This is a genomic window from Paraglaciecola sp. QJM3NY_14, assembly GCF_056173245.1.
Genome location: NZ_CM149664.1, coordinates 4,416,537 through 4,442,467, shown reverse-complemented (window position 1 = coordinate 4,442,467; position 25,931 = coordinate 4,416,537). Strand labels below are relative to the sequence as shown.

Genomic DNA, 25,931 nt, shown 5'->3' with positions numbered 1-25,931 from the left:
TTTATGCGGATTGTAACTTACAATATTCACAGCGGCGTTGGGGTTGATAAAGTGCAAAGCTACGCACGTATAGGGCAGTTTTTGGCGAGTCAGTGTGTGGACATTGCGCTAATCCAAGAAATGGACACGCGGCCGCCCGAGCGCAGCATTCAGGATGATGTTGAACAAATATGTGCAGGGCACTTTACTCAGCTTATCTCGTCACCCGCTTTGCAAGAATCCAGCGGTTGGTATGGAAACGCTGTCCTGAGCCGTTATCCGGTACTATCCAAAAGAACTTTGGATGTCAGTCAAAGCGGGTTTCAGCCGCGTAATATTCAAGAGGTGGTCTTGGACACAAGTTTAGGCCCCCTTAGAGTCATAAACACCCACAAGGGACTGAAGAAACAAGAGAGACGCAAGCAATTTGCCTTGCTTGCTGAGTACCTACGGGAAAAGATGGCGGGCTCAAAAATACCCATTGTGTTAGGGGGAGACTTTAACGAATGGCAATTTATGACCAAGGCGTTCAAAGATATTAACCAGGTCTTAAATGAAAACCCTGTTCGAGCGACTTTCCCCGTCGCGTGGCCGCTGTTTAGGTTAGACCGGTTGTGGACATCCTTTGATTTGAGCCTTATGAAGAAGCGAGATGCTAACATCAGTAGTATCAGCGCAAGCGTGCTCAAAACGCCACAGACACGTCAGTTTTCAGATCACTATCCGATTTTGCTAGACATAGCACAAAGGCAATAGCGCGTTACTTAAAATCAATAAAGATGTTTGCCGTCAAACGCCCTTGCGCTGGATTGCTACTGATATCGGTTACTGGATTGATTAAGCCCGAGTGCAAAAGATTGCCTGGATAGATGATTAATCGATTTGGTCGATACTCAACTTTGTCATAAAGAGTAAACTGTTCGGTGGAATCGGTAATGTAACCCGCTGCAGGCTCTTCCATACGATTGATGAAGTGTTCGGCAAATTTCAAATAAGTCTGCTCTTTTTCTTCTGAAATACGCTCGAACTGAGTTGCATTGTCCCTAAAAAAGCCTGTTCCACCATGAGGGCTAGGACTGATGTAATAAAGCAAGGCAAAATAATAAGGCTGCACGGCATCAAAGTGAGGAATGCGTTGCAAAGTACTTAGATACTTTTCGGGTGTCGCAACCAAAGAGTAGTAGCCTGCTTGGGGTTTAAGTTGCAATGCTTTTGGTATGGCAAAAACTTGCGCTATTTGCTGGTATGTCGCTCGCAGTATCTCAATGATGTAATCTCTGGGCAGCTCTGTGCGAGTTCCTGGGTAATAACCGCTCTTAGCACTGCTAAAGCCGACATCGCCGCAGGCATTTACTTCAATATCTTCTGGGTTTAGCAATAGTTCATCAATAACAATAACCGGCGTTTTTTCAATGCCGATGTATTTAACACTAACGCTTCTATTTGGGTTAAGCCTTAATAACGATGCCATTAGCTGGCTATTTTGGTTCGGCAATAGTGACGGATAAAGTCGTTAACATCTGGCCAATTCGACACTTTGCGCTTCACATTATTTTTAATATTATCCAAAAAGCGCTGTAACTCATCGTCGCTCATCATGTCTACTATGGGATGGTATTGTTTGGGCATGATGCCTTGGCCCAGCATAACTTGTATCCATGATGTTTCACCAAATAACTCTTCGGCTTTTTTAAAGACTTTTCCGGTACCTTCGAATAATTGCATGCGATGGGATAGCGTATTGGGTATCGGCATGCTTTTGCAATAACGCCAAAACGGCGTGTCTGTGCGCTCTGTTTGATGATAGTGCAAAATAATAAAATCTTTAATATCTTCCACATCGGCGCGGCTTTGGGTGTTAAATTCATCTACATCGGCTTGTTCTATACCGTTTGAGGGAAACGTCAGCATCAAGCGTACTATGGCGCGCTGAAAAAGATGAATACCGGTGGACTCTAACGGCTCAATAAAGCCAGACGACAACCCTACTGCAATACAGTTTTTGTTCCAATGTTTACGCCGCGTACCGGTTTTATATTTTATAACCCTAGGCTCATTCAGGGTTTCTCCTTCAACATTGGCTAACAAAACCGCTTTGGCTTGCTCATCACTCATGTATTTGCTGCAAAACACTAAACCATTGCCTGTGCGATTCTGTAGCGGTATGCGCCATTGCCACCCTGCTTCACGAGCGATTGAGCGGGTATAAGGTACAGGATTTGGCTTGGCGGTAGTTTGTACCGCGACTGCGCTGTCGCACGGTAACCAGTGGCTCCAGTCTTCAAAGCCTGTGTGCAACGCTTGCTCAATCAAAAGGGCACGAAACCCCGTGCAGTCGATGAATAAATCACCTTCTACTACCTCACCAGAGGCGAGCGTTAGCGAACTGATGTCGCCTGAGTTTTCATTTAGGGTAACCGTTTGAATTTTACCTTCGATACGCTTACAGCCATGCTGCTGGGCCATTTTTCGTAAAAACTGTGCGTATAACCCTGCATCCAAATGATACGCGTGGTTTTGCTCTTGATTGGCTAACACTGCAAAGCGGCCCTCACGGGAGGCGAGATGCTCTGGCACATAATCGCCAATTTGTGTGACCATGCCTTTTTGTTTGCCTTTAAGCCAAAAATGTTGGAAACCTGCGGCCCAACACCCCTGGCCTAGAAATCCAAACGAGTGAATGTAGTCTTCGCCTTGGGCTTTCCAGTTTTCAAATTTAATGCCCAATTTGAACGTGGCATTGGTGGCCGCCATAAACTCTTGTTCATTTATGCCAAGTAAGCGATGGAAAATATGCAAAGTCGGTATAGTCGCTTCACCGACCCCCACTGTGGGGATGTCGTCAGATTCAATCAGAGAAACCGTTAAATTCTTACCCAGTAACTTAGAGAGTGCAGCCGCAGCCATCCAGCCTGCAGTGCCACCGCCAGCAATGACGACACGTTTAATCGGTTGTTTATCCATCTGTTTATCCTGTTTGTGCGACACGTCGCTCAGTTTATACTTTTAATTTATTCAGCAAACCTGCGCGGATTTTTTTTGCGTTGGGCAAGTCCAGCGGTAGGGTTAGCATGCCTTTGGCATCTGCCGGTATATGCGCATCTTTTATTGAGTCCGGCTCGAATACGTAATGCTCGAACAAGTTTTGCCACGCCTTTCGCTGAGCATCTGGCAGGCTGCGTAAACTCAATATGGCCAATTCAAGAGCCGCCTCGGGGCGCCCCAAATAAGCAGGGGTATCCCGCCACCAATGTGTAATTAATGCGTTGAACGACTCAAGCCCCGCCACATGGTGCCACCACATACTGGGGATGAATAAGGCATCTCCAGGAGCGAGCTCCGTTGTAAGGGATGCATCCAGCGCTTGTTGAAATTTGGGATAGGTATCAAAATCTGGGTTATCTAAATCCACTAAGCTGATGTCTTGCCCGCCTGGGGATAACTCCATTGGGCCAACATACAGATTTGCCACCTGCTCGGGTGGGAATAACGTAAAGCGCCTGCGCCCTGCAATGCAGCACGCTAGGTTATGGGGGAAGTCATAATGGGCGGCAATCTTGGTTTGGTTGCCTAACCAGATGCTAGTCAGTGGATTAAGCGGGTCTAAGCCTGCATTATTTAAACTGTTAAACTCTGGTAATACACTATTGATTTCAGTGGAGGCGACATAAAAAGTTGGCGGATTTTGCTGGGCCGCTTGTTCGAATAACTTGTCCAGCACTAGGTTCAAATCGACTTTTGAGCCTTGAAAGTTAAAGCCATTCATTTGTTCATTGTAAAATACGCGGCCGTTATTCTCCGGTGGGCCATAACAGGCAAATACCGGGTTGCCTCGGTATAACCCTCGCAAGTAATCGGCGGCGTGTTTACTGGATTTTCGGGCTTCTTTTACCACTGGCCAATCAGCTGCAAAGTCACGCAGCACTAGAGGTTCGTTCGAGCTAAATACAAAATCAGGAATATCGCCGGGATGGCAATTGGCGATCTCTTTAATGCTTGCTTGTTGACTCATACAAACTGACCCATGTTCGCTAATATACTGATGAGATTAGCGCCTTACATTGCGCTTTGTTTGGCATTTTTGCGATTCAATAGATGGCGTATATTGCCATGAGAGGCAATCTGCATATAAATCGCCTGCAAGTAACCTTTTTCATGCAGCTTACTTAGGACGTCTGCACTGAGTTCGCTTAGCTTGTCTTCGTTAATGGTGTAAAAGCCTATCATCTGATGACTAGAGCCATCATTTAGGCCCACCTCAAGGGTAAAAGACTCAAGTAGCTCGTGGGCTAATAATGCATCAATAAAATCCTTGGAGTCGTTTACACCGTGGTGAATGACCTCAAGCATATTGGCAACACTATCTAAATATGGGGTATTACCACCGTATTCTAGAAACAAGGCTTCTCCGTGCTCGGTGTTGACTCTTGGGTTGTCTAAGTCGATATGCAATACGCGCTGAGTTTTCTCTTGCCCCTCTTCTACAAAGGTTTGATTACCGATAAGAAATGGCTGGCGAGCAACGGTTAATGGAATATAAGCAGCGTCCCACTTTCCATCCTGTAGAAAGAGGTTTTCCTGTTGTTCAAAGCCAAACAAGACTACCGGGAAAAACGCTCCCGTGTTTGCATCTTTATTGAAAAAGATAGGGTAGTAAGTTTGCAAACTTTTAAATTCACTGGGAAAGGTGAGGGCGTACCACACATTGTCACCGTAATCGGCTGAACGCTCAGTGATAACCTTAATATTTTGATGCTCAATACTGTTGAGTAATACGTTATTGGCCATGTTAAACCTCGATTATTGAAAACACAGAGGCCGCTTTTAGCAAGATGCATCCAAGCGGCCTTTATTCGTTATGTGCGTTTTTTATCTTTTACGTAAGACAATATAACGGGCAAATGTCTAACGGTTAGAAGGTATAACGTGCACCTACGCTGTACCGAGCACCGGTTTGGGTAACATCTAGCACGTCAATCTGAGTACGCCCAGAGTTACGGCTGTATTCATTGGTAATATTAATACCTTGAATAAACACGTTTAATCCTTTTATCTGAGGTACGTCATAGCCGATATTGAAATCAATCTGGCTATACTCTTCAGTGTAAACAGGCGCTGGACCCACATCCCCTTGAAAGCCAGATACATAGAACTTATCACGCCAGTTGTATGCAATCCGCGCTGAGAAACCATTCGCTTCATAGAAGGCCACAAAGTTGGCGGTATCACTGATCCCTTGCTCGGCTACTTGATCACCAATAACGAAATTATCATATTCATTCTCGGTATTCACTAAGGTGTAGTTAGTGAACAAACCAAAACCTGTGTCACCAATCAAGTGTTGCAGCGTAAATTCCCAGCCATCAAAGGTACGCTCTTCTGAATCATTCACTGGGGTGAATATATCAAAGTTCATTGCGGCATCAGTGTTTGGGTTGCCAACAATGATAATGTTGCCACTGTCATCTTTGTACACATTAGGGTCAGTTGCGCCGTAAGTGGCAAAGATGTATTCGCGCTGGGCTAAGCCGTCGTTACCGACTGCCGCGAGTGCTTCAGTTTGATACGGGCCATCAGCAGGATTGACGATGTCAAACGTAGTTGAAATCGGTGCAGTAGAAATAAAGTTAGTCACGTCTTTGGTGAAGTAACCCACTGATGCATAGCTGCCTTCTGCGTAATACCACTCGGCGGATAAATCGATGTTGTTTGACTCAAGTGGCTTCAAGCCTGGGTCACCGGTATTACCTGTGCCGCCAGTAATACGTGCGCCTTGGTTCAATGTTTGCCCGCCAATCATGTCACCATAACTTGGGCGACCAATGGTTTCGCTATATGCCGCACGCAGCATGACATCTTCCACCACTTCAATATTGAAGTTAATGCTAGGCAGGGTATGCGTATAACTGCCTGTTCGGGTTTGAAATTCTTGAACGCCGCTGGCCAAAAGAGTGACTTCTGTTGTGCCTTCCCAGCGCGAGCCGTTGTATTCTGGCACGGCAGAGGTGGCGGTAATGTCCGTTTCTTCGTAACGTAGACCAACGTGAACATCGTATGGCATATCGCCAATTTCACCTTGGTAGTTGTATTGAAGATACACAGCGGTCATTTCTTCTTCGGTTAACTGATCCGTCGCTGCTGCGTAGTCACTAGACGGGCAGAATAACGAGCCGCAATCGCCGACTAAGGTGCCATCGGCGAATGATGCCGGTGTAAATAAAGCCTCAGCAGCTGAACGAATACCTTCAAAGTCAAAGGCAAAGTAGGTATTTAAAATGTCGTAGTTTTCAGGGCCGAAGTCGTTAAAGTTGCCACCGTCTACGTCGTCAAATTTGTCGTGAATGGTTTCACGAGGGAATAAAGCATCGTCAAACTGACCTGCAGTCCCTTCGCCGCCCCAGTTATTGCGCTGAACGTTAACTTCTTGGCTATGATTGCTGGCGTCGGTTAACGACACACCGAAATCGATACTGCCGCCATTATCGAACACATATTCACCGCGAAGTTGGGTTTGTTCGATTTCAGCTGTGTTGCGCTCATTGGTAAATACGCTGCCGGTGACAATCATGTCAGACGGTTGTATCGCGTTACCGCCACCTACTGCTAATACAGGGTAATCACCGGTAAAATCTGTTGCTGCTGAAGTACGCACAAAGCCAGCCATGGCCAACTGGTTGCTGGAACCAAGCGGGTTGTTTGGTGTGTTCTTAGCTTCTGAGTTATGGTAGTCCAGCTCTAGGCTTAGGCTATCGTTGACTTGCCAATCTAGATTGACACCGATTGAGTCTGTTCTGTCTCGCGTGCCAGCGTCAGACGCACCCATTGAAAGGTCAGTTGGCGTGGCATAGGTTTCTGAGTATAAAAGAGGTGACGCGATAGGGCCGTCAGACCAGACGTTTTCAGACGCGCCAAAGCCATACCATGCTGATACGTTGTTCCATTGGGTATCAATATCACGATTAACATAGGTGTAATCGACAGTCGCAGTAAAGTCATCAACAGGGCTGTATTGCAAGACTAACTGGGCGTTAGTTCGGGTACGTTGTTGCTCTTCAAATTGGTAAATAGTCGTTTGTGGAACGGAGTAAATATCATCATCACCCGGACGGTTCGTTTGGGTATCGTCTTTTGCTACGCCGCCCCATGCCGCATTGCTACCTGACCAGTCATTATCAGCAATACCAGGGAAGCTACGCCAGCCTGTTCCCACACTGGCTTTTTGGCTGCCACTTTCACGCTCTGAGTAACTGGCTGAAATAGCGACACCAAATTTGCCATCGTCAGACGTGTTTGAATATAGGCCAGACAATTCTGGCGTAACAGAGCCACTTTGCGTCGAGGTGTCATCAAGTGCCTGAGCACTGATAGTGGCATGCATACCTGGGTTATTAAGCGGGCGCAACGTAGTAATGTTAATCGTTGCACCGATACCACCGGTGGGCACATGTGCTTGAGACGTTTTGTATACCTCCACGCCGCTAACGCTTTCTGCCGCTAAGTTAGCGAAGTCAAATGAACGTTCACCTGTGGTTGTTGGCAGTTGGCGTCCATTCAACGTCACTAGGTTACGGGTCGGACCAAAGCCGCGCACCGTCACCTGGCTACCTTCGCCATTGTTACGGTCGATTGCGACACCAGAGATGCGTTGTAACGACTCCGCTAAGTTACTGTCCGGGAACTTACCAATATCTTCCGCGTTGATCGCATCAACAATACCTGTTGATGAGCGTTTAACGTCTAAAGACTTGATCATGCTGCCACGTATACCCGTGACGTTAATCACTTCAACGTCGCTTTCGCTCGCTTCTTGAGCTACAGCAGGTGCTAGCATAGTGGCACCTAACAGCACTGATATGCTGCTCGCGAGTCGTGTTTTATAAAATGTTTTAGCTTTCATGTGTGTTCCCGGTTGTCGATGAACGAGTTGGTTGTAAGCGCTTTCATTTACAATTTTAAAAAATGCACTTATGTAAGCGCTTTCATTTAGGTTAAGTTATTTGTTAATCCAGATCAACAAATAATTAACATCAAGCGTGATAACTTTTCGAAAATGCGGCAAGTTATCACCATTTTTTTTAAATAAAGCGGTCTGAAATAGTCATAATGCACTGATTATTGATAACTATTTTGCCGCTTGCCTTGTTTGCGTCACAAGACCTCGCATTTCGAAGTGCGAGGCCTTGTGTTACCTAGACCGTGGGCTGTAATCCGAGTGATTTAATTACTTAGCAGGGCAGCTTATGTCAGCATCACTGGCAGAGTCCGGTACTATGCGGATGTCAGACAGGGAAAGACTCATCGGGCCTTCTGAGCTGAGCGCAAAAGGGATCCCAACCTTGGAAAAGTCTATTGCGCTTAGGGTAAAACACGCTAAATCTACGCTCATGGTTTGCCATGTTTGTTTCTGTTTTTGTTTTAGGTTTGAGCTCAAATCTATGTCGCTAGCGCATGTTCCAGCGCAGTTAATTTGTAACCATACAGGGGCGTTGATGGCAGAATTCACTTTGTAGTCAAACTGCATCACACTGCTTGCTTCGGTGTAGCTGCGCAAATCCTGTAGGAAGTCATGATAGATGCGCACCTGACCGGCATTTGGCTGTAACCAGTCTATTTTGAATGCATCTTCTTGAACGCGTCTGTCTATGGTTCTGAATTTAAGCCCACCATTTTCTAACATGCTACTGGCTACCGTTGCGCTTTTTTCTGCTGTCACCAGCGCCATTTTCCATGGGGCTTGAACACTTCTATCGTATATCGCAAGAGGTGTTAAGGCTTGGGCATTATCGTTTGCAACTTGCTCAGGAAGTGCCATATCCAAGGTGCTTTTGTCGCCATAATGCAAACCGAATCCGTAGGGTAGTAATGGCGAATCATTTGTATCGAAACGATTAATGTTGGTTTGGGTAGGGCTATTCGGCCATGAGAAAGACAGCTGACCGCTGAAGTCATGCTGAATGTCGCCGTTCGCTGAAGTGAATAATACATCTGCGACACCAGCGCCCTCTGTACCTGGCAACCAAGCAACCACGAACGCATCAGAGGCATTCAATTCAGGGTTAACCCACAGCGGGCGCCCGGTTAAAAACACCGAAACTACCGGTATACCTTGGGCTTTCAGTGATTTAAGTAAGGCTAAATCTGTTTTATTGCCGCGTTGATATTCTAGGTTGTCTAGGTCGCCATTGCCTTCTGCATAGGGCTGTTCGCCAAATACCACTATCGCCACATCAGGTTGCTGAGTGAATTTGCCATCAACTGCAAGCTCGACGTTACCATTTGCTTGAGTAACAGCTTGCTCAATGCCTTGATAAATTGAGGTACCGCCCGGGAAATCCTGGTTGGTGTTACCCGTGCCTTGCCATGTAATGCTCCAGCCGCCTGATTGTTGGCCGATATTATCCGCTCCCCCACCTGCTACGAGCACATTGGCACTAGGAGAAAGTGGTAAAACTTGCTGGTGGTTCTTCAATAACACAAGTGACTCACGCACAGCTTGACGGGCAACGGCTCGATGTTTAGGTGAGCCGATGATGTTTTTATTGCCTGATAAAACCCGTTCCGCTGGAGCAGGTTTATCGAACAAGCCAGCGCGAAGCTTAACCCGTAAAATGCGAGTGACAGCATCGTCGAGACGAGCTTGGCTGATCTCCCCTGATTTTACCTGAGCGATGGTGTTTTCCAGCAACGGTTTCCATGCGCCTGTTGGCACCATGTATACGTCAAGGCCGGCATTCATTGCCTGAGGGCAGCTTTCGTTACTGCAACCAGAAATCTGCCCATGGCCATTCCAGTCACCCACCACGAAGCCGTCAAAGCCCATGCGTTCTTTTAGCACTGAGGTCAGTAGGTAACGATTACCGTGAACCTTATCGCCATTCCAGCTATTAAACGATGCCATTACGGTTTGCGCACCAGCGGTTAAACCGCCCACGTATCCTTGGGCATGAATATCAAACAGGGTTTGCTCATCAGCAATATTGTTACCTTGATCGTCACCGCCCACCGTACCGCCATCACCAATGAAATGTTTAACGGTTGAGATAACCTGACGATCGCCAAGGAAGTTGCTGTTTGCACTGCCTTGTAAGCCTTTTACGATAGAGGCTGAGTAGTCTCTGACGATTTCAGGGTCTTCAGAATAGCCTTCGTATGTTCTGCCCCAACGGTCATCACGAACCGTGGCGACCGTGGGCGCGAAAATCCAATCTATGCCTGTGGCGAGCACTTCTTCTGCGGTGGCTTTGGCAATTTCTTCAATGAGTGCGGGGTTATGAGTCGCGCCCAACCCAATGTTGTGGGGGAAGAGTGTTGCGCCAATAACATTGTTGTGGCCATGCACTGCATCTGTCCCCCACATGGTGGGGATGGTTGAGCCATCTACGCTGTCATCAATGGATGCTTGATACATTTCCTCTGCTAAGCCAACCCAGTCACTGGGGTTAGCGTGTTTGTCGCCATTAGGGAATGCACCGCCGCCATTAAGATAAGAGCCAAACCCGTAGGTACGCATGTCTTCTAGCGTAATGTCACGGATTTCAGGTTGAATCGTTTGCGCCACTTTTTGCGCTAGTGTCATGGTGCTGAGAATATCCGCCACACGCTGTTCAATTTTATCGTCACGTTTAACCGCTATGTCTAACGTGGGCCAAATTTCGATGGCGTTTGCGTTGTCTGTGCTGTCAGCTATTTTTGCCGATGATGTGGTCACGTTTTCTGAAGTAGATTGGCTACAGCCGGCTAACAGCATGCTCAGGGAGGTGGCCCCCAACATCAGCGCGTGATTAAATTTTAGGTTCATAATGGAAATCTCGTTAAAAAGTTAGACTGATGTTGGTGGAGTTGGTTTTGAGCCTTGCACACCATAAAAAGCGATATACAAGTAACAAACCAGTGGCAATACAAAGGATAATTGCAGGCCAATACTGTCAGCTAATATGCCTTGCAGTACTGGCACAATCGCACCGCCGACAATGGCTAAACATAAAACGCCTGAGCCGCGACTGGTTAAATCGCCAAGGCCTGCTAAGGCTAAGCTGAAAATCGTTGGAAACATGATGGAGTTGAATAAGCCCACCATTAATATTGCCCACATAGCCAGCGAACCACTTGATGATATAGCTAAAGCAATAAGGCCCATGGCGCAAACACTGTTGAATGCGAGTAACTTGCCCGCTGGAATTTTTTGCATCACGGCGGCACCAATGAAGCGACCCACCATGGCACCGCCCCAGTAATAACTTAGGTAAGTCGCTGCGGTTGATTCGGCTAAACCTGCAACGTGTTGCTCGCCTAAGAAATTAACAATGAAACTACCGATAGACACCTCTGCACCCACGTAAATAAAAATACACACAGCGCCCAATGTAAGATGGCGATGTTGTAGTGGGCTGCCTGTCGTCGTGCTCTGGCTATTAGCTGTATCGACTGTTTCGGCAGGACTGGTGTCGGGCAGGGTTATTTTTAAAAAAATAATAGCGAGCAAAAACAGCACAGCGGCCAACATGACGTAGGGCAAAATAACACTGTCTGCCGTCATGTTACTTTCATCTATCACCGAGAAAATCAATATTCCGCCAATGATAGGGGCCAAAGTCGTACCCAAAGAGTTGAATGCTTGTGTCAAGGTGAGTCGGCTTGATGCTGTTTCTGGTTTTCCCAGTAGGGTGACAATAGGATTCGCCGCCACTTGCAAAATAGTGATGCCAGAGGCCAGCACAAATAAGGCGCTTAGGAATATCCAGTAGGCGTGGCTGGTGGCTGCAGGCACAAACAGTAAACACCCTATGCAAGCCACAAGCAAGCCAGCGCTAATACCTCGTTGAAAACCTATACGTTTAACTAACCAGCCAGCGGGTACAGACACCAAGAAGTAGGCACCGAAAAAGCAGAATTGAATTAACATAGCTTGGGTGTAACTGAGTGAAAATACACCCTTCAAGTGAGGAATAAGCACATCGTTCATGGCAGTAATAAAACCCCACATAAAAAACAACGAGGTTAAGGAGGTTAACGCAAAACGATAGTTGGGCGTCGCCGCGCCGTTTACTGACTGAGCTGGCACTGCGGTGGTTGGGTTTATCATGTTTTTTACCTGTCAGGTTAAGGTCAATTTAGCAAGTTGAGCTTGTTTTGTTGACCTAAGCGTAACAAAGGAATAACATAAATGTAAGCGCTTTCATTTGGTTTTTTATCTTTGCGTCAAATCAAATAAAGGTTTTGGTAACATCAGATGCGCAATCTGTATTCTTGTAATCTTATATTTACCCTAGGCAACGATTAAGTTAATTATGAAAATATCCCTCGCAGAATCTTCTCCACTCAACCAAGCCGACTTTACCTATGGTGTCGCTACCGCAGCCTTTCAAATTGAGGGGGCTGCCGATTCACGCAGACCGTGTATTTGGGATATCTTTTGTGCCACGCCAGACAAAATCAAAGACGGTTCTGATGGGCTAGTGGCATGTGATCATTTCAATCTTTGGCAACAGGATTTAGCGCTAATTGAGTCTCTTGAAGTAGACGCATATCGTTTTTCAATTTCTTGGCCGCGAGTGATAACACAAAGCGGTGAGTTAGACCCACAAGGCGTGGCGTTTTATATCCAGTTATTGGATGCCCTAAATCAGAAAAATATTAAGCCCTATGTGACGCTATATCACTGGGACTTGCCTCAACACCTAGAAGACAAAGGTGGGTGGCTGAATCGTCAGACGGCTTATCACTTTCGTGATTATGTGGATTTAATCACTCAAGCATTTGGGGATAGAGTTTTTTCATACTCCACCTTGAATGAACCCTTTTGCAGCGCGTACTTAGGATATGAACTGGGCATCCATGCTCCAGGTTTAAAAAGCAAAGCCTACGGCAAGCAAGCTGCGCATCACCTGTTGCTTGCGCATGGGTTGGGTATGCAAGTACTTGCTAAAAACAGCCCAAACACCCTAAATGGTATCGTTTTAAATGTGAGCCCGTGCTACCCCAAAACCGACAGCGAAAAAGATAAAAATGCGGCATGGGCGGCGGATCAAAACCTGAACCATTGGTATGCCATGCCCGTGCTTGAAGGGCGTTACCCTGAGTCAATCAACACATTATCTAAAGAAGAACTACCGCCAGTGAAAGAAGGCGATATGGAGCTTATTTGTCAGCCGCTAGATTACCTCGGGCTTAACTATTATACCCGCGAGGTATATGAGGGGGTTGGTAGCAACGATAGGCATAAATGGGTTGACGAATCACTGCCTTTTACCGAGATGGGCTGGGAGGTTTACCCACAGGGTTTGACTGACATCCTGTTGCAACTAAACAAACAATATACGCTTCCACCTGTGTACATCACTGAGAATGGCGCCGCCATGGCAGATACCTTCGTTGATGGGCAGGTACAAGATACCGATCGTATTGAGTATTTCCAAGGTCATCTGCAAGCCGTAAGCGATGCAGCCGAGCAGGGCGTCGATATTCGAGGCTATTTCGCTTGGAGTTTAATGGACAATTTTGAATGGGCCGAAGGGTACGAGAAACGTTTCGGAATTGTCTACGTAGATTATGATACACAGCAGCGCACCATCAAGGCCAGCGGGTTGGCATATCGAGATTTTATCAGTCGTCGCCACTTAGCTAAAAGCGCTTAGTCGCAAAGGAGTCAGCATGGTTAGCGTTAAAGAAAAAATCGCTTATGGGCTAGGGGATACTGCCAGTAACATTGTCTTTCAAACCGTGATGCTGTTTCTGTCATTTTTCTATACCGACATTTTTGGTATCTCACCGGCGGTGGTGGGCACGCTGTTTTTAGTGGTGCGTATTTTCGATGCAGTGACAGACCCTCTGATGGGGGCTATGACGGATCGCACGGAAACAAAATACGGTAAATTTCGCCCTTATTTACTGTGGTTAGCGTTGCCGTTTGGGGTGATAAGTGTCATGGCGTTCACCACACCTGACTTTAGTGAGCAGGGCAAGATGGTCTATGCCTTTGCCACATACGCATTGTTAATGATTGCCTACACCGCAATCAACATTCCTTACTCTGCACTGGGCGGTGTGATCACCGGGGACCCCAAAGAGCGCGTCTCTGTTCAGTCTTACCGATTCGTTTTTGGCATGCTTGGAGGCTTAATTGTCACGGCCTGCACGCTTCCTTTAGTGGAATGGTTTGGCGCGGGGGATAAAGCCAAAGGGTATCAGTTAACAATTGCCGCGATGAGTGCTGTTGGCGTACTGATGTTTTTAGTTTGTTTTGCCGGTACCAAGGAGCGTGTCGCTGCGCCGAAACAAGATTCTACATTTAAGCAAGACATGGCGTCGTTGTGGAAGAACGATCAGTGGCGAATTTTATCCAGCGTGGCCTTTTTTGTGTTGATTGGCATGGTAATGCGTAACACCTTAGCGATTTACTACGTTAAATACTTCTTACTACGGGAAGACTTAATTACCGCCTTTATTACCCTAGGCATGATTGGCAATATTATTGGTTGCGCGGTTGCCCCTAGCGTGGTCAAACGTCTGTGCAAAATCAAGGTGTACTCTGGGGTATTGTTTATCGCAGCAGTCATTTGTGTAGGGAGTTATTGGGTCCAACCTGATCAATTAATTTTAGCCTTTGTAGTTTATTTTATTGGTAATGTATTTCTGCAAATGGGCACGCCTTTGTTATGGGCTAAAATCGCGGATACGGTGGATTACGGTCAGTTCAAAACGGGTATTCGTATCACAGGTATGACGTACTCTTCGGTGGTGTTTTTCATCAAGCTTGGCCTTGCTGTAGGTGGCGCAATAGTAGGTTGGTTGTTGGCGTATTACGGTTACCAAGCTGATACAACCCAAAGCGCAGAAGCGGTTCAGGGCATACTATTGTCTTTTACTATTTTCCCTGCAGTGGCTTTTATCATTGTATCTTGGGTCATGAGTCGTTATAAACTTGACGATATTAGAGTGACGGAAATTCAACGGAGCATAGTCAAAGAGGCCGTTTGATATTTTCGAGCAAGGTATATTTGAGGTGAAAACAACAGGTTATGGCGACAATTTATCAAGTGTCAGAACTCGCGGGGGTTTCTTTAGCGACGGTATCTAGGGTGATGAATGGTGGTACCCGGGTCAGTGAAAAAACCCGTGAGAAAGTCACCAAAGCCATGGAGGCGCTAAACTACCGCCCTAGTTCTATTGCGCGCTCGTTGGCGTCAAATTGTTCTAATAGCGTGGGGATTTTAGTCTCTGAATTACATGGCCCTATTTACGGCGCCATGATGAGCGGCATAGAAAAGCAACTTCGCACGGCGGGCAAGCACGTTATTATCGCTGCTGGGCACAGTGATGCAGAAAGTGAAAAGGATGGTATCGAGTTTCTGATAGACCGTAACTGCGATGCGCTTATTTTGCACGTTGAAGCAGTCAGTGACGAATACCTCATCGAGCTAGCTAAAACACAACATGCCTTTATTCTAATTAACCGTTACATCCCACAAATTGCTGATAACTGTATCAGTCTCAATAATCGTCGTGGGGGCTACTTAGCCACCAAGGCCTTGCTAGAAAATGGTCACCGTGACATTGCCTATATTTCAGGCCCGTTATGGAAAATGGATGCCAGCAACCGTTACTTGGGGCATCAAGAAGCGCTCTCTGAGTTTGGCATTACCTGCAACGACGCGCTGCTGAGTGAAGGTAACTTCCAAGAGGAAGGGGGCAATGAATGCATGCTGGCGCTACTGAATAAAAATATCCCGTTTAGTGCCGTGGTGTGCGCCAACGATGAGATGGCCGCTGGTGCAATGCAGGCAGCGCGGGACAAAGGCATGGCCGTGCCTAACGATATATCGGTCATGGGGTTCGATAACGTATTGTTAGCCCAGTACATGTACCCGAAGTTGTCTACTGTAAATTACCCTGTGCAAGACATGGGGAAAATGGCTGCAAGTTGGATCTTAAAGAATATTTATCAGGCTAATCAACCCAACATCAGCCACGTGTTTGAGCCTGAGCTGGTTTGGCGTGACTCGGTTATTTCGCTTTAGAAGAGCATTGAGCGCTAGCTTGCGAATATAAAAAGAAAAAACGGCTATTCATGGCCGTTTTTTCATGTTTTGGCGTGTACTTTGTCGCGAAAGACTATTGCACACTCACTTTGGTCAAATAAGCTTTTTGCGCTTGTTGTATTTCACTAATTTCGCCAGTAATTTCAAATGTGTCTTCTAAACGTACATCATCTGAAGCACTGCCGATCATCAGCTTTATTTCACCTGGCTCGACCACAAAACGCATCTGTGCATCGTAAAACGCCAATAGATTGACCGGTAATTCGAATGTGACCTTCTTGCTCTCACCTGCTTTAAGCGCTACTCGCTTGAAGCCTTTTAGCTCTTTCACAGGGCGAGTCACACTGGAAAACACATCGCGAATATACAGCTGAGCTACTTCTTCGCCGTCAACATTGCCGCTGTTGGTTAGTGTAAAGCTTGCGCTTACAGAGCCGTTCGCTGTGGCATTTACGGCATCAATGGACAAATCACCATAGTCAAACGTGGTGTAACTCAACCCATGACCAAAGGCGAATGCAGGAGCGGTGTCACCAAAAATATAACCACGCTTTGCGGATGGTTTGTGGTTGTAAAACACAGGTAGCTGACCAATCGTTTTCGGCAGGGTTAAGGGCAATTTACCACTAGGGTTTACGTCACCAAAGAGTACATTTGCTACTGCGGTACCCGTTTCTTGCCCTAAATACCAAGCTTCAATAATTGCAGGAGCGTCTTGATACAGGTTACCTAATGTAAGCGGGCGACCATTTGACAGGATCAGCACAGTCGGTGTGCCCGTGGCTAAAATCGCTTCAACCAGTTCGTGCTGTTTACCCAATAAATGCAATGAATCACGATCCCCTAAGTGATTCTCAGCCCAGGCTTCACGGGAGCTCCCTTCATTTGAGCCCACCACGACCACGGCGACATCGCTGCGCTTGGCCAGGGCAACTGCATCATCAATAAGTGCTTGAGCGTTGCTCAAATCGGCAAGCTTCATGTTTTCTTTGTTCCAGCGCTCTTTAGCGTAGCTTTGCGCTTTTACTGACGCGGGTGATGGGTCTTCAATGTCTTGTGTAATAAGGGCACCACGAGAAAACGCGACCTTGACGTTTTTACCTAATTTGTTACGCAATCCGTCTAGAATGGTCACCGTTTGACGTGGAATATCGCTGTAGCCTCCTAATAAGGTTTCATCAGCATGGGGGCCAATGACCGCCACGCTTTTTATTTTGGTTTTATCTAACGGAAGAACCCCGTCGTTCTTTAACAGCACCATGGCTTTTTCAGCTGTGGTCTGCGCTAAGTCACGGTGCGCTTGGCTGCCAACAATAGCGTTGACTGCGCTTTCATCTGTATAAGGGTTTTCGAATAAGCCTAATTTGAATTTCTCACGCAGAATGCGCGACACCGCAGTATCGATTTTTTGCATGGATACTTTTTTGTCATTCACCAGTTTTTCAAGCAGAGGAAAGGCATCTCGGTCTGGCATTTCCACATCGACACCTGCATTCAGTGCCATGATAGCGGCATTTTCTTTGGTGCCCGCTAATCCGTGACGGGTGATAAGCTCATTGATCGCATAGTAATCACTGACTAGTAGGCCATCAAAGCCCCATTCATCGCGCAGAATATCGGTTAACAACATTTTATTTGCGTGAGAGGGAACGCCATCTATCTCGTTGTAAGACGCCATCACACTGCCTACGTGGGCTAATGTTACCGCTGCTTCAAAGGGAAATAAAAATACTTCGCGAAGGGCGCGTTCGCCAATTGGCGCGGGGGCGATATTTAAGCCGCCTGTCGGTTGGCCGTGTCCGGCAAGGTGCTTAAGCGTCGCCATAACACGATTTTCAGGAATATTTTGCTCATCACCTTGAAAGCCTTTTACAGCGGAAACACCTAACTCACCGATTAAATATGGGTCTTCGCCCATGGTTTCCTCTATCCGGCCCCAACGAGGGTCGCGAGCAACATCGAGAATTGGGGTCAGGGCTTGGTTGCCACCGCGGGCGCGCACCTCTTGCGCACTGGCTTGATAAATATCGTAAATTAACTTTGGGTCCCATGTGCTGGCCATAGCAATTGCTTGTGGGAAACTCGTGGCTTCACTGGCGGCATGGCCATGTAACGCTTCTTCATGAAAAATTGCCGGAATGGATAAACGGGTGTTATTGATTAACCACTTCTGAATCGCATTGGTATATTTAACGGTATCCGCGGGTGATAGATCTTCACTGGGACGAGCAATGTGGCCTATGCCCAATGGCAGTATTTTTTCGGCCTTGCTGGTCCTAAATGCACCATTTGGTCCTTTTAGTTCACGACCTTCGTGCCACACGGTTTGTAGCTGGGCGACTTTTTCTTGCAGGGTCATTTGACGCAATAAATCACTTACCCTTTGTTCGGTGGGCAAACTGGCGTCTTGGTAACCGCTGGCTGCAAGGCTATTAAATGCTAAGGAGGCCAAGCCCACAGCAAGCACGCTTTTGATCGAACACATTCTCATATTAAATCCCTATTTGGCACTGAAAGTAATGGGGGACGACGTTGGCACACTTTGGTTGCCGGAATATCCCACGCTATTGACTAGTGTAACGAGATGAAATCATAATGGTCATTGTGACAATTTGTAAATCAATTATTATATTTTAGTAAAAATGCATTTTTTGTTTAAAAAACAACCAGAGGGCTGTTTGTTTACTGATTGTTAATAGAATGATTTTGGTTAAGATGCACTTTGATGTGTCTATCGATGTGTTTATTGGAAAATGTTAGAGCTTGGGGGAAAGCAATTGGATAAAAAAAACAATGACTCATCTAAGCCTCATATGATTGAAGCCTTGTCAGTAGATAATGTGGTTTTGGGAATTGAAAACGGCCGATTGATGGTGTTGACCGCAAAATATAACGCAGGATTAGCCCAAGGTCAGTGGGGACTATTAGGTGGATGGGTCTCGTACGATGAATCAATCGATAATGCGGCTAAGCGTATTTTGAAAATGATTACTGGCGTGGACGACATGTACCTAGAGCAATTTCGTGCATTCGGTGAGGTTCAGCGTTACCCAGCGGAGCGCGTTGTCACCATTGCTTATTATGCGTTGGTGCGCCCTGATTTATATAAGATGATGCCTGGCGGCACCGCGTCGCATGTTGAATGGTGCGATGTACATAATCTACCGACCTTGATTTACGATCACAGCACTATCGTTAAAGCTGTTTTATCTCATCTTAAAAACAAAGTTCGTCACGAACCTGTTGGCTTCAACCTATTGCCAGAAAAATTCACGTTATTACAGTTACAAGAAGTGTACGAGGCGATCCTAGACGTAAAACTCGATAAGCCGAATTTCAGACGAAAAATTTTGAAGATGAATCTTTTAATTGATTGTGAAGAAAAACAGCAGGGCGTGATGCACCGTGCTGCCAGCCTATATCGATTTGATATGGTGGTGTATCAAAAGCTCTGTGAGCACGGATTTAACTTTGAATTTTGATCAGAGCCAGATTGCGCTTTTTAATTCAGGCTTTACTATTTTTGTCATATAAGGGTATTTGAATGGGGTGTGCTAGACAGGGTTTGTCACATATGGTTAACATGACTATAACCAATTTATAGTAGGACATTACAGTGCACACACGTTATTTAACTCTATTGGCTTTAAGTGCCGCAATGCTTTCAGGTTGTTCAGAACAATCTAGCCACAAAGAAGCCGCAAGCGATACCTTGCAAACTACTGCGAGCTCGAACGCGCCTGCAACACATCAACAAAAAACGGCAAAGGCAGAGCACAAAGGCTTGGATGAGTATGGTTCTAAATCTTTACCTTTAGTCAGCAATATATATACCGCAGACCCTTCTGCACATGTGTTTGACGGTAAGTTGTATATCTACCCGTCACACGATTACGAGGCGGGCATCCCACAAAATGATAACGGTGATCATTTCGCCATGCGTGATTATCATATCCTGTCCATGAATGAAGTCGGCGGGGAAGTGACTGAACATGGCGTAGCGCTATCTGTTGATGATGTGCCTTGGGCGGGTCGTCAAATGTGGGCGCCTGATGCTGCCAGCAAAAACGGCCAGTATTACCTCTATTTTCCGTTAAAAGATCAGCAAGATATTTTTCGTATCGGTGTGGCTACAAGTGATTCACCTGTTGGCCCGTTTACGCCTGAAGCAGAGCCAATGGCCGGTAGCTTTAGCATGGATCCCGCCGTATTTGAGGATGATGACCAACAGCACTATTTGTTCTTTGGTGGCATTTGGGGAGGCCAATTGCAGCGCTGGACAAAAGGTGAATACAGTCCCCAAGATGACTACCCTGCAGATGATGCACCAGCCCTGATGCCCAAGGCCGTGAAGCTAGCAGATAACATGGTGTCTATGGATGGTGAGCCACAAGACATCATGATTTTAGATGAAAGCGGCAAGCCCATTAAACAGGGGGATTTAGAGCGCCGGTTCTTTGAAGCCGCTTGGGTACATAAGTATCAAGGAAATTACTATCTGTCTTACTCGACTGGCGATACGCACAAAATTGTTTATGCCATGAGTGAGAACCTCATGGGGCCATATACCTTTAAGGGGGTGGTACTTGACCCCGTTATCGGTTGGACGAATCATCATTCTATCGCTGAGTTTCAAGGCAAATGGTATTTGTTCTATCACGATAGCACGTTATCAAAAGGGCAAACCCACTTACGGAGTGTGAAGATGGCAGAGCTGAAATATAACGAGGATGGCACGATTGTCCCTTACCAAGCTTATTATCAATAACGATATTTTTGCCTGAACCTGTGTTCAGGCTTTTTACTTAATAACGCCCAATTCAAGCTTATAAGTTACCAATAAATAAAGCTTTAATCAGGCGTTATCCACCAGAGATATGAAAGAGGAATAGGTTTTGTCTCAAAATAACGAAAATACACTGATGATCATTCTTGTCAGTTGCGTTGCAACGATAGGGGGTTTCCTATTTGGCTTCGACAGCGGCGTCATAAATGGTACGGTTGATGGATTGCAAGGTGCATTTAATTCCGATAATGCAGGTACTGGCTTCAATGTATCAAGCATGCTGCTAGGTTGCGCTGTTGGCGCATTTAGTGCCGGGCGCTTAGCGGATAGATTTGGACGTCGCCCTTTGCTCATTACAGCAGCCATATTCTTTATTATCAGCGCTTGGGGCTCGGGTGTTTCAACGTCATCGATGGAATTTGTGGTTTATCGTATTCTGGGTGGTTTAGCCGTAGGTGCAGCGTCAGTCATGGCACCTGCCTATATCAGTGAAATTGCGCCGGCGCGTTTTCGTGGCACGTTGTCATCAGTGCAACAAGTGGCCATCATCTTCGGTCTATTTTCTGCTTTTGTGAGTAATTACTTTCTCGCGAATATTGCTGGCTCATCCACTGCCGAGTTTTGGATGGGCTATCAAGCATGGCGCTGGATGTTCTGGATCGAGCTTATCCCCGCAACGCTTTTTCTTGTGGCGTTAATGTTTATTCCAGAAAGCCCACGTTATTTGGTGATGAGTAAAAACACTGAAAAAGCCAAGCGGGTGTTAAATGCCTTGTACGGCGATGCTCAAGGGCAAACCAAATTGCAAGAAATTGAAGCATCTCGTGAAACGCAAGGATCTAAGCCGAAGCTGACTGACTTGATTGACAAGGTGAGCGGTAAAATACGCCCTATTATGTGGATCGGTATAGGTCTGGCTGTATTTCAGCAGTTAGTCGGTATTAACGTGGTGTTTTACTACGGCGCTGTTTTATGGCAGGCAGCTGGGTTCTCAGAGTCCGATGCGTTAATGATCAACGTGATAAGTGGTGCAGTCAGCATCGCAGCCGTATTTGTGACTATGTTCCTGATTGATAAAGTCGGGCGCAAACCCTTCTTGTTGATTGGTTCTGTGGGCATGACATTTGCTCTTGGCACCATGGTGTACATTTTTGCTAACTCCGGCCTTGATGCTAATGGCAACTTGAGTTTGGGAGATCAAGGCGTAATCGCACTTATTGCCGCAAATGCTTATGTGTTTTTCTTTAACCTATCTTGGGGCCCTGTGATGTGGGTGATGTTAGGGGAAATGTTCCCTAATCAAATCCGTGGCTCTGGTTTGGCCGTGGCAGGCTTTGCTCAGTGGGGCGCTAATTTTATAGTGACCTTCACCTTCCCTATATTTTTGGCTTCTATCGGGCTAGCAGGCGCGTACAGCATATACGCACTCGGCGCTTTGATATCCATTGTCTTTGTGTACAAGCTAGTACAGGAAACGCGAGGCAAAGAGCTGGAAGAAATGCAAGGCTAACCCGTACCGATTTACGCTTAAGAAAGCCGCTGCCTAAAGCGGCTTTCTTTTATACGAACTATGTGTCTGGGGTTATTTCACCCACCGCTTTACCCAATACCCCCGCTTTATCCAATACACCCGCTTTATCGCGCAGCACAACACTTTCAACACTGCGCTTTTGCCATCAGCTAAGCCCTGACCAATAACAATAACAATAATTATCTACATAATTGAAGCGGGATAGGTGGGTACAGATGAACATGCATAGGCTTCTCTATTCGCTCTGAGTTTCTCTATTCGCTCTGGAATTCTTCGTTGACTCTAGGCAGTAACACTCTGTATCTAAGGAACTCTAGTTAAGTGAGTGCTTTGTACTAGCGACTTAAATGAATAGCGCATGGGACGAGCCGCTCACTTTCGTGTGCTAATAGGCAATCGAATTTATAGCAGGCAAAAAAATAGCCTAACGGGGGTTAGGCTATTAGGGGGAGCGTGTAAACAGGACGTTGCTCAGGGGCGAGTCAAAGGCGTGGGAGTGGCCACGTCCTTGATTCAGCTACCCGTCATTAGGTTTTTTAGCCGTATAAAACGTTATTAACCTTGTTCTCTAATAACTCTTGCTGGCCACTGACGTGCTTAGGTTGTAGGTTCTTATCTACGCAGAGGTTAGCGAGTGACTCAAGGTTGAAATCGCCCCCTTGAATACCTTTACCTAGCTCGCCGTTCCAACCTGCGTAACGCTTGCTGACAGCTTGACCAAGGAAGTCATTTTCAATCATCAACGCGGCTTTTTTCAAGCCCATTGCTAAGTGATCCATGCCGCCAATGTGGGCGATGAACATATCTTGTGGATCTGAGCTTTGACGACGCAGCTTAGTATCAAAGTTAAAGCCACCAGATGTAAAACCACCCGCTTTAAGAATTTCATAAATAACCAATGACAATTCTTCAACGCTATTCGGGAATTGGTCGGTATCCCAACCTAGTTGAGGGTCACCTCGGTTGGCATCGATGCTACCAAATAAGCCAAGTGATATAGCCGTAGCGACTTCATGCTGGAACGAGTGGCCGGCCAAGGTGGCATGGTTAGCTTCAATGTTCACTTTAAATTCGTTTTCTAAACCGTATTGCTTCAAGAAGCCATAAACAGTTGCGGTGTCGTAATCGTACTGATGCTTAGTCGGCTCTTGTGGCTTAGGTTCGATTAGCAATAATCCTTTAAAGCCAATTTTATGCTTATGCTCAACAACCATGTTCATGAAACGACCGAGTTGCTCTCGCTCTTGGCGTAAATCGGTATTTAGCAAGGTTTCGTAACCTTCACGACCACCCCAAAGCACGTAGTTTTCACCGCCTAATCGCTTAGTCGCATTCATAGCGTGCATTACTTGAGTCGCGCCATAAGTGAATACTTCAGGGTTTGGGCTAGATGCAGCACCGCTAGCGTAACGTGGGTTACTGAACAAGTTTGCGGTGCCCCATAACAACTTAAGACCCGTTTCTTCTTGTTTGGCTTCGAGTACGTCAGTCATTTGAGCAAAGTTGTCAATGTACTCTTTGATTGAGTTACCCTCAGGGGAAACATCAACATCGTGGAAGCAGTAATAAGGAATATTCAGCTTTGAGAAAAACTCAAATGCGACGTCAGCTTTTTCTTTTGCGCGCTGCATGGCATCACCTGCTTGCAGCCAAGGGCGATTAAACGTACCTGCGCCAAATACATCAGCGCCGTCCCAACAGAAGTTGTGCCAGTAACACGCCGCTAGGCGTAAATGTTCTTTCATGCTCTTGCCTAGCACCAGCTCTTCTGGGTTGTAATGGCGAAATGCTAATGGGTTATCTGAACTGGTACCTTCAAATTTTACTTTAGGGATATCTTTAAAATATTCAGCCATGAGGCTCTCCTGATTAATGCTGTTGACGTCTCATTGATACACCCCATCATCACAACTGATGGAGTGCGCCACAATTACGTTTTTTAGATTAACTTTTGTGTTTTGTTGGTTTTTAAAATGTCACTGAGCGCGATTTTTCCGTTACTCAATGGGCTAAAAAAATTCTTGGGTTGCCTTGTACAAAGCCGAGAACGTAGCTCGGCGTTGGGCATAAGACTTTGCCTTTTCAAGGTTAGGTTGATACACAGAATTAAGCGTGGGTTGCGGGCAAATCTGTTCGATTGGTTTCTCTGGTTGCATAGCCAATTGCGCTAAGCGAGCGGCACCTAAACCTGGGCCCACATCGCCGCCTTGGCGATAGGTTACTGGGCGCTGCAAAACATCAGCAATAAGTTGTCGCCAATAGGCGCTTTTGGCGCCACCACCAATCAAGGTAATTTCATCCACCTGTACCCCTGACGCATGCAATGCATCTACACCATCGGCGAGGCCAAACGTTACACCCTCTAATACACTGTGGGTCAAAGCCGCTTGTGAGCTCGAGTGGGTCAATCCGAAAAAGGCTCCAGTTGCATTGGGGTTATTATGAGGAGTACGCTCACCACTTAAGTAAGGCAAAAACAACGGCCCGTTTTGGGTGCTGTCTTGCGTGTTAGTGGTTTGATTGTTGGTGGTTTGTTCCAGTTCTGCTAGCAGCACAGATACTTCTTTTTTAACGACTTGCTCGGCGTACCACTGCAAACAACTGGCTGCACTTAGCATAACGGACATCAAATGCCAGGTATGGGGCAGGGCGTGACAAAAGCTGTGTACCGCTGACTCAGGATTACTGCGAAAGCCTTCACTTACGGCAAAATACACACCAGAAGTACCAAGTGACAGCATCGCCTGGCCTGGTTTGACAATGCCGACACCAATGGCGCCTGCGGCATTATCGCCAGCACCAGCAACCAGCGGTACGCTTTTCATGTTCCAGCGTTTAGCCACGTCATCAGACAAGGTGCCGGTAATGGCATTGCCTTCAAACAGAGCTGGCATATGAGATTCGTTTAAACCACATACGTTAAGCATGTCAGCATGCCAGCATCGTTTATCCACATCTAACCACATGGTGCCTGCCGGATCTGACATATCCGAGGCAAAATCACCACTGAGTAGCAAGCGTAAATAATCTTTAGGCAGTAGCACTTTATCGATTTTTGCGAACAGTTCTGGCTCATGCTGTTTTACCCATAATAACTTGGGTGCAGTAAAGCCAGGCATAATAATGTTGCCCGTAATCTTGTGTGCATTGGGAACCCGCTGTTCAATTTCTGCGCACTGGGCTTCGCAGCGTCCATCATTCCAAAGTATCGCAGGACGAAGCACCTGTTGGTGTTCATCAAGTAGGGTTGCACCGTGCATTTGACCTGCAAAACCAATTGCTAGTACATCAGACAGGTCGTGCTGCGCGTGAAGTTTGTCCATAGCAGCGCAGAATCCGTCCCACCAGTCTTGTGGGTTTTGCTCCGACCACAAGGGCTTGGGCCTTGATACTTCAAATGCGCAGGACGCGCTATCTACTATTGCACCGCTGTTGTCGGTTAACACCAACTTGATACCAGATGTGCCTAAATCAACACCTAAAAACATGGGAGTACCTGCCTAATAATGAGTTTGCCAGATACTAGCAGAACGATTAAATTAAACTGCAATGCAGGTAATAACGAAATTTAATAACGAAATTTCGTAATACTCTTAAC

17 protein-coding genes are annotated in these 25,931 nt (G+C 46.4%); 7 read left to right on the top strand and 10 right to left on the bottom strand.

Annotation, left to right across the window (positions count from 1 at the left end; genetic code table 11):
- Nucleotides 1-3: 3 nt before the first annotated feature.
- The gene (locus AC0VYA_RS18910; RefSeq protein WP_011576451.1) at nt 4-735 is read left to right on the top strand and encodes an endonuclease/exonuclease/phosphatase family protein; all 732 of its coding nucleotides are present in this window, start codon (nt 4-6) and stop codon (nt 733-735) included.
- 4 nt (nt 736-739) lie between these two features.
- Here AC0VYA_RS18910 and AC0VYA_RS18905 read toward each other — a convergent pair whose 3' ends face one another.
- The 7 genes from AC0VYA_RS18905 to AC0VYA_RS18875 all read right to left on the bottom strand — a co-directional run bounded on the left by AC0VYA_RS18905 (nt 740) and on the right by AC0VYA_RS18875 (nt 12,061).
- Nucleotides 740-1,450 (bottom strand): DUF6445 family protein, encoded by a 711-nt coding sequence (locus AC0VYA_RS18905; protein WP_475489295.1) that lies wholly within the window; start codon nt 1,448-1,450, stop codon nt 740-742.
- Nucleotides 1,450-2,943, bottom strand: coding sequence for a tryptophan halogenase family protein (locus AC0VYA_RS18900; RefSeq protein ID WP_475489294.1), 1,494 nt, complete (start codon nt 2,941-2,943; stop codon nt 1,450-1,452). The genes AC0VYA_RS18905 and AC0VYA_RS18900 overlap by 1 nt, the downstream gene beginning before the upstream one ends.
- Nucleotides 2,944-2,977: 34 nt before the next feature.
- Entirely contained in the window at nt 2,978-3,991 is a 1,014-nt protein-coding gene (locus tag AC0VYA_RS18895) for a cupin-like domain-containing protein (protein ID WP_475489293.1), read from the bottom strand.
- Nucleotides 3,992-4,035: 44 nt separating this feature from the next.
- Nucleotides 4,036-4,767: a SapC family protein gene (locus tag AC0VYA_RS18890; RefSeq protein WP_475489292.1), complete on the bottom strand. Its 732-nt coding sequence runs from the start codon at nt 4,765-4,767 to the stop codon at nt 4,036-4,038.
- Between the two features lie 124 nt (nt 4,768-4,891).
- Nucleotides 4,892-7,876, bottom strand: coding sequence for a TonB-dependent receptor (locus AC0VYA_RS18885; RefSeq protein WP_475489291.1), 2,985 nt, complete (start codon nt 7,874-7,876; stop codon nt 4,892-4,894).
- Between the two features lie 324 nt (nt 7,877-8,200).
- The gene (locus AC0VYA_RS18880; RefSeq protein WP_475489290.1) at nt 8,201-10,777 is read right to left on the bottom strand and encodes a glycoside hydrolase family 3 protein; all 2,577 of its coding nucleotides are present in this window, start codon (nt 10,775-10,777) and stop codon (nt 8,201-8,203) included.
- A gap of 21 nt (nt 10,778-10,798) precedes the next feature.
- Nucleotides 10,799-12,061, bottom strand: coding sequence for a sugar MFS transporter (locus tag AC0VYA_RS18875; RefSeq protein WP_475489289.1), 1,263 nt, complete (start codon nt 12,059-12,061; stop codon nt 10,799-10,801).
- A gap of 205 nt (nt 12,062-12,266) precedes the next feature.
- On the opposite strand from AC0VYA_RS18875, the gene AC0VYA_RS18870 reads away from it, so the two are divergent.
- From AC0VYA_RS18870 to AC0VYA_RS18860, 3 genes are read left to right on the top strand one after another with little or no spacing between them, the layout of a single operon-like run.
- The gene (locus AC0VYA_RS18870; protein ID WP_475489288.1) at nt 12,267-13,613 is read left to right on the top strand and encodes a GH1 family beta-glucosidase; all 1,347 of its coding nucleotides are present in this window, start codon (nt 12,267-12,269) and stop codon (nt 13,611-13,613) included.
- Between the two features lie 16 nt (nt 13,614-13,629).
- Nucleotides 13,630-14,955: a glycoside-pentoside-hexuronide (GPH):cation symporter gene (locus tag AC0VYA_RS18865; RefSeq protein ID WP_475489287.1), complete on the top strand. Its 1,326-nt coding sequence runs from the start codon at nt 13,630-13,632 to the stop codon at nt 14,953-14,955.
- 41 nt (nt 14,956-14,996) lie between these two features.
- Nucleotides 14,997-15,995, top strand: a complete 999-nt coding sequence (locus AC0VYA_RS18860) for a substrate-binding domain-containing protein (protein WP_473476227.1) — start codon at nt 14,997-14,999, stop codon at nt 15,993-15,995.
- Between the two features lie 94 nt (nt 15,996-16,089).
- On the opposite strand, the gene AC0VYA_RS18855 is transcribed toward AC0VYA_RS18860, so the two are convergent.
- Nucleotides 16,090-18,507, bottom strand: a complete 2,418-nt coding sequence (locus tag AC0VYA_RS18855; RefSeq protein ID WP_475489286.1) for a glycoside hydrolase family 3 N-terminal domain-containing protein — start codon at nt 18,505-18,507, stop codon at nt 16,090-16,092.
- Nucleotides 18,508-18,793: 286 nt separating this feature from the next.
- Between AC0VYA_RS18855 and AC0VYA_RS18850 the strand changes: the two genes are divergently transcribed.
- The 3 genes from AC0VYA_RS18850 to AC0VYA_RS18840 all read left to right on the top strand — a co-directional run bounded on the left by AC0VYA_RS18850 (nt 18,794) and on the right by AC0VYA_RS18840 (nt 22,312).
- On the top strand, nt 18,794-19,498 hold the full coding sequence (locus AC0VYA_RS18850; protein WP_041714610.1) for an NUDIX hydrolase: 705 nt from the start codon (nt 18,794-18,796) through the stop codon (nt 19,496-19,498).
- Between the two features lie 134 nt (nt 19,499-19,632).
- On the top strand, nt 19,633-20,784 hold the full coding sequence (locus AC0VYA_RS18845; RefSeq protein WP_475489285.1) for a glycoside hydrolase family 43 protein: 1,152 nt from the start codon (nt 19,633-19,635) through the stop codon (nt 20,782-20,784).
- Nucleotides 20,785-20,911: 127 nt separating this feature from the next.
- Nucleotides 20,912-22,312 carry a sugar porter family MFS transporter gene (locus AC0VYA_RS18840; protein ID WP_475489284.1) on the top strand — a complete coding sequence of 467 codons (1,401 nt, stop codon included), beginning with the start codon at nt 20,912-20,914 and terminating at the stop codon, nt 22,310-22,312.
- 557 nt (nt 22,313-22,869) lie between these two features.
- Here AC0VYA_RS18840 and xylA read toward each other — a convergent pair.
- Together xylA and xylB are read right to left on the bottom strand one after the other, a co-directional pair.
- A complete protein-coding gene (gene xylA, locus AC0VYA_RS18835; RefSeq protein WP_475489283.1) occupies nt 22,870-24,189 on the bottom strand; it encodes a xylose isomerase in 1,320 nt (439 codons plus the stop codon).
- Nucleotides 24,190-24,342: 153 nt separating this feature from the next.
- The gene (gene xylB / locus AC0VYA_RS18830; protein ID WP_475489282.1) at nt 24,343-25,821 is read right to left on the bottom strand and encodes a xylulokinase; all 1,479 of its coding nucleotides are present in this window, start codon (nt 25,819-25,821) and stop codon (nt 24,343-24,345) included.
- Between the last annotated feature and the right edge of the window lie 110 nt (nt 25,822-25,931).